5 protein-coding genes are annotated in these 6,879 nt (G+C 46.5%); 1 reads left to right on the forward strand and 4 read right to left on the reverse strand.

Features of this window, described 5'->3' with window-relative positions; all coding sequences use genetic code 11:
- Positions 1–122: 122 nt before the first annotated feature.
- From AB4496_RS10490 to AB4496_RS10500, 3 genes are all read right to left on the reverse strand, one after another.
- Positions 123–1,211, reverse strand: coding sequence for an alkene reductase (locus tag AB4496_RS10490; RefSeq protein WP_009846066.1), 1,089 nt, complete (start codon positions 1,209–1,211; stop codon positions 123–125).
- Between the two features lie 84 nt (positions 1,212–1,295).
- Complete coding sequence (locus AB4496_RS10495) at positions 1,296–2,534, reverse strand: MFS transporter (RefSeq protein WP_009846067.1); 1,239 nt, start codon at positions 2,532–2,534, stop codon at positions 1,296–1,298.
- Between the two features lie 90 nt (positions 2,535–2,624).
- Complete coding sequence (locus AB4496_RS10500) at positions 2,625–3,308, reverse strand: SDR family oxidoreductase (protein WP_009846068.1); 684 nt, start codon at positions 3,306–3,308, stop codon at positions 2,625–2,627.
- A gap of 173 nt (positions 3,309–3,481) precedes the next feature.
- Here AB4496_RS10500 and AB4496_RS10505 point away from each other — a divergent pair, with 173 nt between their 5' ends.
- The gene (locus AB4496_RS10505) at positions 3,482–4,411 is read left to right on the forward strand and encodes a LysR family transcriptional regulator (RefSeq protein ID WP_009846069.1); all 930 of its coding nucleotides are present in this window, start codon (positions 3,482–3,484) and stop codon (positions 4,409–4,411) included.
- Positions 4,412–4,543: 132 nt separating this feature from the next.
- Here AB4496_RS10505 and AB4496_RS10510 read toward each other — a convergent pair whose 3' ends face one another.
- The gene (locus tag AB4496_RS10510; protein ID WP_232281799.1) at positions 4,544–6,571 is read right to left on the reverse strand and encodes an alkyl sulfatase dimerization domain-containing protein; all 2,028 of its coding nucleotides are present in this window, start codon (positions 6,569–6,571) and stop codon (positions 4,544–4,546) included.
- Between the last annotated feature and the right edge of the window lie 308 nt (positions 6,572–6,879).

Genomic DNA, 6,879 nt, shown 5'->3' on the forward strand with positions numbered 1-6,879 from the left:
GTGGTTTAAGTTGAAATGTGCAATTGGATTTTCGAGTGTAAAAAGGTATCGGCTCGGTCACGTTTCTAGACAATTAAGCCTGCAGTACTCTGCAGGCTTGGTGTTTGTTTAATGCTTTATCACTACAACGCAGGGTAATCGATATAGCCTTTTTCGTTGCCGCCGAACAGAGTGGCGCCATCAAGATCGGATAGTTCATTGCCGTTTTGTAGGCGTGATACGAGGTCTGGATTCGCAACGAATGGGCGACCAAATGCGACGAGGTCGGCGTAGCCTTTGCTTAACACTTCTTCGGCGCGTTCTGGTGTGTAGCTGCCAGCAACGATGATGGTGTTAGAGAATAGCTCTCTTAGCTCTAAACGGAAGCTTTCAGGTATCACAGGTGCGTCATCCCAATCTGCTTCTGATAGATGCAGGTAAGCGATGTCGCGTGCTTGTAGCGCCTTTGAAGCTTCTAAAATAGTTGGCACGATGTCTGGGCAGTTCATGTCTTTGAAGGTGATGAACGGAGCTAAACGAACACCCACCTTATCGGCACCAATCGCATCAATCACTGCATCCACCACTTCGATTAGAAAACGAAGTCGGTTCTCGCGGCTGCCTCCATAGTTGTCGGTGCGCTTATTTGAATTGGTTCTTAGGAATTGATCGATGAGGTAGCCATTACCACCGTGGATTTCCACTCCGTTGAACCCTGCCTCGACTGCTTTTTTCGCTGAGTTAGCAAAATCTTGAACAACACGATCGATATCGGCTTGGGTCATCTCTCTTGGTTGGATGCAATCCACCATGTTGCCGTTACCATTCTCATCAGAGATCCAAACCTGCGTTTCTATAGGTGCCAGTGCTGAAGGTGCAATCGGCAACTCGCCTTTTTGAAAGGTAGGGTGTGATACTCGGCCTACGTGCCATAGTTGGCAGAATATCGCGGCACCTTGCTCTTTTGCTGCTGTTGTTACTGATTTCCAACCTTCGATTTGCGCATCGGTATAGACGCCGGGTGTGAATGAGTAACCTTGAGAGTCATCTGAAATTTGTGTGGCTTCAGTGATGATTAGCCCTGCACTTGCTCGTTGTTGGTAATAAGTCGCCATCATGTCGTTTGGCACGTTTCCAGGCTGGCTGGTGCGAGCGCGTGTCATGGGTGCCATAACCACACGGTTTTGCAGCTCTAGGCCTTTCAGTTCTGATGTTTCGAATAACTTGTTCATGATCTCTACCTTTATGAATTTTTAGTGCTGTGCCAATTCCAGTTTGATAATGAATTGGCACTTTGAAGTTACGGAGTTCTTAAATTATTTAGCTTCTGTGGGTGCAAATATTGAGTTGCTTTGTGGTTTCTCTTTTCGGTTAGCTTTAGCGATTAAGAACAAGCCGACGATAGGAACCACAACGGCTGCGAACGGAATCATGCCTGCGCCTAGTTGGCTGTCGAGTACCATGCCACCAAGGAATCCACCAAAGGCATTGGCTAAGTTAAACGCTGAGATATTCGCAGTTGCTGCTAGCTCTTGCCCTTCGCCACCGTGGTTCATTACTCGAAGTTGCATGGCAGGGACGTTCGCAAATGATGCAATACCAAAGACAAATGCAGCTGCAACGAAGAGGATTTTGTTGTCTACCACAAGGCCAACTACCACCAATGAAATGATCATCGCGATAGCCCAAAACATTGAAGCTTTGCCTAGGTTTTTATCTGAAGAGCGTCCGCCCAAGGTGTTACCGATGATTAAGCCAACACCCACTATCACTAAGATCCAAGTCACTGATTCTTGACTGTAACCTGTGATGTGCATGGCGATTGGCGCAAGGTAGCCGTAAAGCGTCATGAAGCCAGACCAAGCAAAAGCGGTGATTGCTAAGCTGATCAGTAACATTGGATTTTTGAACGCTAGAAGCTGAGTTTTGATGTCCTTCGCTTCACTGTGACCTGTCGACTTAATCGAAGTCAGAATGGCAAGCATCGCGATAGTGCCAAGTGCTGCCACGGTAAAGAAAGTGGTGTGCCAACCGAATTGCAAGCTGACCCATGTACCAGCTGGAACGCCAAGAACGTTAGCGAGTGTTAAGCCTGCGAACATCTGGCCAACGGCACGACCTGCCATTTTTTCAGACACTAAGTTGGTTGCAACAACCGCACCGATACCATAAAAAGGGCCTTGCACTAAGCCTGCGATAACACGGCTGGCAAGTAGAAGTGGGTAGCTAGGAGCAAGGGCTGATAAGACATTACCGATGATGAACAGTGCCATTAAGCCAATCAGCACCATCTTCTTGTTAAAACGTGCTAGGTAGATGGTTAAGATCGGGCCGCCGATAACGATAGCCAACGCGTAAGCACTGATAAGGTAGCCAGCTTGACCTTCTGTGATTGAAAGTGATGTGGCGATCTGTGGAAGAATGCCTGCGATAACAAACTCAGCCGTGCCGATTGCAAATGCAGCGAGTGTCAGTATCCAAACTTGGAATGGAATCTTTTCTTTATGGGTAGTTTCTTTATGGATAGTTTCTTGGTGGACAGTTTCTTGTTTCATGATGATCTACCTATGTAAATTCTTGTTTGTTAGGACGTGAGATACACGCCCTAACGATTGTTCTTTATGTCTTTGCTTCTTTGCGGAGTGTTAGCCGAGTAGAGCGCCGCCATCGATATCGATGATTGACCCAGTGACGTATGGGTTATTAATTGCGAACAGGTAACCCATGGCTATCTCTGAAGGCTCGCCAACCTTGCCTGCGGGTAGGTTGTTTTTGGCGTTGTCGTACATGCTTGTACGAGCGGAATCGTCCATGTTTTTGTAGGCTTCCGTCATGGTTAAACCCGGGCTAACGGCATTGACTCGAATGGGGGATAGCTCTTTCGCCAGTATTTTGGTTACGCTTTCTAGTGCGGCGTTGATGGCGGTTTTTACGTAAGTGCCTGCCACAACCTTGCGTGACAACATGCCAGTTGTGAACGTGATAGAGCCGTTTGGTGTCATGTAACGAGCGGCATGTTTGGCTACGTTTAAGCTGCCCCAAAACTTAGTGTCAAAAGCTGTCTTAGCGTCTGCGGTTGCTACGTCTGTTACTTTTCCTGCGGGAGCGGATGAGCCAGCCGTTACGATTAAGTGGTCAAACACGCCAATCGATTCGAAGTATTCACAAATCGACTTTTCATCCGTGATATCAACGCCGGTGTGTCGGCTGGCAATATGTACCGTGTTGTTCTCGTTTCTTAGTTGCATCGCTAGTGCTTTGCCGATACCTGATGTGCCACCAATGATGACGAAAGTGTGTTTCTCTTGTTTAGTCGATTCGTTAGTCATGCTCTGAATTCCTGCGTTGTTCTGTTGATGTTTGCCATTATATTTATTCGACTAAATTTGATAATTGGTTAAAATATAAATTCATTATTCGGTTAAACTGAATAGTGTGGCTGAGTATTCAAATCGAGCATTAAGATCGAGAAGTAAGACGAAGAGGTGGAAGCGAGAATCGTATGGATAAGTTTTCAGATATGGCGATGTTCGTGAGCATTGTTAAGCATCACGGGTTAGCTGCGGCTGGGCGAGAGTTAGGGCTTTCTCCTGCGACCATGACAGCAAGGCTGCAGGCGCTTGAAGAACGATATGGTGTGAAGTTGTTGAATCGAAGCACGCGTCATGTGTCTTTGACCGACTCTGGGGAGTTGTATCACAAGGCATGTTTGGAGATTTTAGACAACGTCAGTGAGGCCGAAAACCTGATTCAAAATGGCGTAAAAGAAGTCAAAGGCTCGCTAAAGATTGCCGCGCCAAAAGACATCGGAAAGCAGTACATTCTTCCTATTCTTTCGGAGTTTTGCCAGCAGTATCCGGACGTTATTCCTTACCTGTATTTGAACGATAACCTCTCGAACATTGCTGAATCTGGCATGGATATCGTGATTCGTTATGGTGAACTGGTCGACAGCAGTTTGATATCCAGACGCTTATCACCAAGCCGACGTGTGTTGTGCGCTTCTCCTGAATATCTTGCTAAACATGGAACACCGTTAACACCACAAGATTTGGTCGAACACGACTGTTTAGCCATGCTGCGTAGCAATGAAGAGCTCAAGACATGGCACTTCCAAGACAATGATATGAAGAAGTCGGTGACGGTTGTGCCGAAGCGATTTTCAGACGATGGCGAAGTGATTCGCTACTGGGCATTAAAAGGTGAGGGCATTGCGCTTAAATCGGTGTTGGATGTGCAAGATGACATCAATAACCAACGCCTTGTGACTCTGCTTAATGGCTACATGAAAAACTTCAATACCGCGATGTCGGTGTCGAGCGCCGACTTGAATGTGGTGTACATCAGCAAGAAATATCAGCCGAAGCGTATCCGACTGTTTTTGGATTTTCTGTTTGAGCGGTTTGGCGATTACGTCAGCTCGAGTCGTTAATTTCCGAGTTAAACAAGTAAAAGAAATACAACGATGGCAACCGCTAACGCCCTTGGGATAAAAGTATCTTTGTCTATCATGGGCACCTCTTATCGTGCCTCAAATGAATGAGGCACGGGTTATTTATTGGGGTTAACGAAGGTGTAGATAGAACGGAGAGAAGGTATCAATCACATCAACCAAACGTTGAAGTTGCTTGATATCGCCCTTGGTTGCTTTCGCTGTTGATTCTTCAACATTGATGTCTTTGACTAAGAACAAGTGAACAAGGTCTTGTTTTGACATATCGACGGTGAGATCGGCGCTCTCAGAGCTAAAACCATTGTCGACAGCCATTGTGCGGTTAGACACGTTGACAAGGTATGGGCTTCCATCCACAACAAGGTTGATGACGTGCGTCTCGTTGGTGTTCAATTGCTCGGCTATTAGGCGAGTTGGAATCAGTGACATCACATCATCGGTTGGTGCCTCAACGAACTTGCTGGCATCGCCAAAAAAGTTCATTGTATCGAGTACGCCATCTAGTTCTCCGCGAAGCTCTGCTGCACCTGTGAGTGCCCAGTGACGCCAACCCGGGGTCGATTGTTCCCAACCCCAACGCTCTAGCGCAACGGCTTTTTGTCCACGAGCATACATATCGTTGTGATCGACTCGGATAACATGCGTTAGGATCTGCATCGCTTCACCGTACTGTTGTTTCTCGATCATGCGATCCGCAGCCTTTCTAATGGCGTCTGAGCCACCCATCATATCAACGTAAAGTTGCGCCATGTCTTTGTGTGCAGGCTTCGCAAGCTCACTGGCATCACCATTGAACCAACCAACATTACCCGCATAGATATTGGCAACATTTTGATATTCTGAGCCACGCAACGGGCGAAGGTAATCGTGATCTTTGAGTTCTTCAGGCAGACGGATACTGTCCGAAAGCTCATGCATGGTATAGCCTTTGTTGATATGGCGAACCGTTTGATCTTGCATGTAGCGCAGTGAATCCGCGTAGGCTTTCATTACATCTTCAACACGCTCTTGGCTTACTGCAGAACGGCCGTGGTGTAGGGAAAGCGTTTTTGGCTGATAGCGGCGCATGCGGTCTATAGAGTCTGCCCATTCAAGGCCGTCACGGTACTCGGTACCACGAATGGTGTAGAGGTTTGGAATGGTTTCACCTTGAATGGTATCGCCACCGACCATGTCTCCCGTTTCATGTACATAGAGTGCAACACCATCTGGCGCTTCTCCTGGGGTGTGGAAAAACTCCAATGTAAGGCCATCTACCTTCATGATCATCAGATCGTCGACTAAGATATTTGGCGCGAAGAAGGATTTGTTTTGTGATTGCATCACGATGTCTGCTGGGTAGCCAACACCTTGGTTTACCCCTTTATCGTAGTCATTGTTATGAGGGATAAAGGCACCAAATGCATACGCGGTTCGAATCGACTGTTGATTAAGATAAATGCCAGACTCTTCATTCATTTTCTTCTGGAAATCAACATGAGCGATGACATTAATTTTGCCAGATTCGAAGTCTTCACGCGTTGCTAGCCCCTCGGTTCCTGCCCATTGATCTGGGTGGTGGTGAGTATAGAAAATCGTATGAACCTCACGCTCGTCTCCAGTTGCGTCACGGTAAGCCGACAGCATGGCTTCACCGGTTTCAGCCGTTGAACCAGCGTCGATAATGATCAGTCCTTTGTCACCCTGAAGGAAGGTGATCGAAGCTCCCTCAAAGCCAAATGCGTTGTACATGCGGTCTGATAGCTTAAAGATCACAGGGTTGGTCATTGCTTCTTCCATCGCTGCTAACTCTGGATGAATTTTGCCTTCTTGCTGCGCCTTTTCCATGTTTTCTTTGTTGTATTCCGGCGTGAATAGAGGTTCACCTCGCCAGATTATTTCTGGGAATGACCCCGCTAGTTTTGTCGAGGCATTTTCAGATAAAGGGAAGTAACTTTGCTGCTCAGCAGACATGGTTGGAGAGAGAAACTCAATGCCATTAGCAAACGGGTCATAGTTATTAGAAAGCACAACATCGTACTCGCTCATATCGAATGAGTGGTCATGGTCGCCGTGAGTTAAACGCTCTGATGCGTGATGAGAGTGAGCCATCACATTGCAAGACGCTAAGATTGAGAGAGCAATAATGGTTTTTTTCATAGTGTTACCCTGGTTCTGTATTTCGTATGAATCAGACTCAGAATCCATCCTGTTTCGTCGTTCTTCAAAAGTTGAAGGATACGAGGGTGTGTAATAGGCCTCGTTGATGACGATATCTTAGGCAGTTTTTAAGCGGCGAACCATTGGGTAGTAACTATAAAACACATAGATTTTATCTATGTAATTTGGTTTATTTTGTCTTTATTTGCGACTTCTCATTACTTGCATAGTTTTTGTTTATTTCTTGGAAGGTGGCGTTAGATGCTTTTTGATGTGTTCTCGAACTTGAGCATGTCGCTGATCTTGAA

The organism is Vibrio sp. 10N.222.46.A1, from assembly GCF_041473595.1.
GTDB lineage: Bacteria > Pseudomonadota > Gammaproteobacteria > Enterobacterales > Vibrionaceae > Vibrio > Vibrio tasmaniensis_A.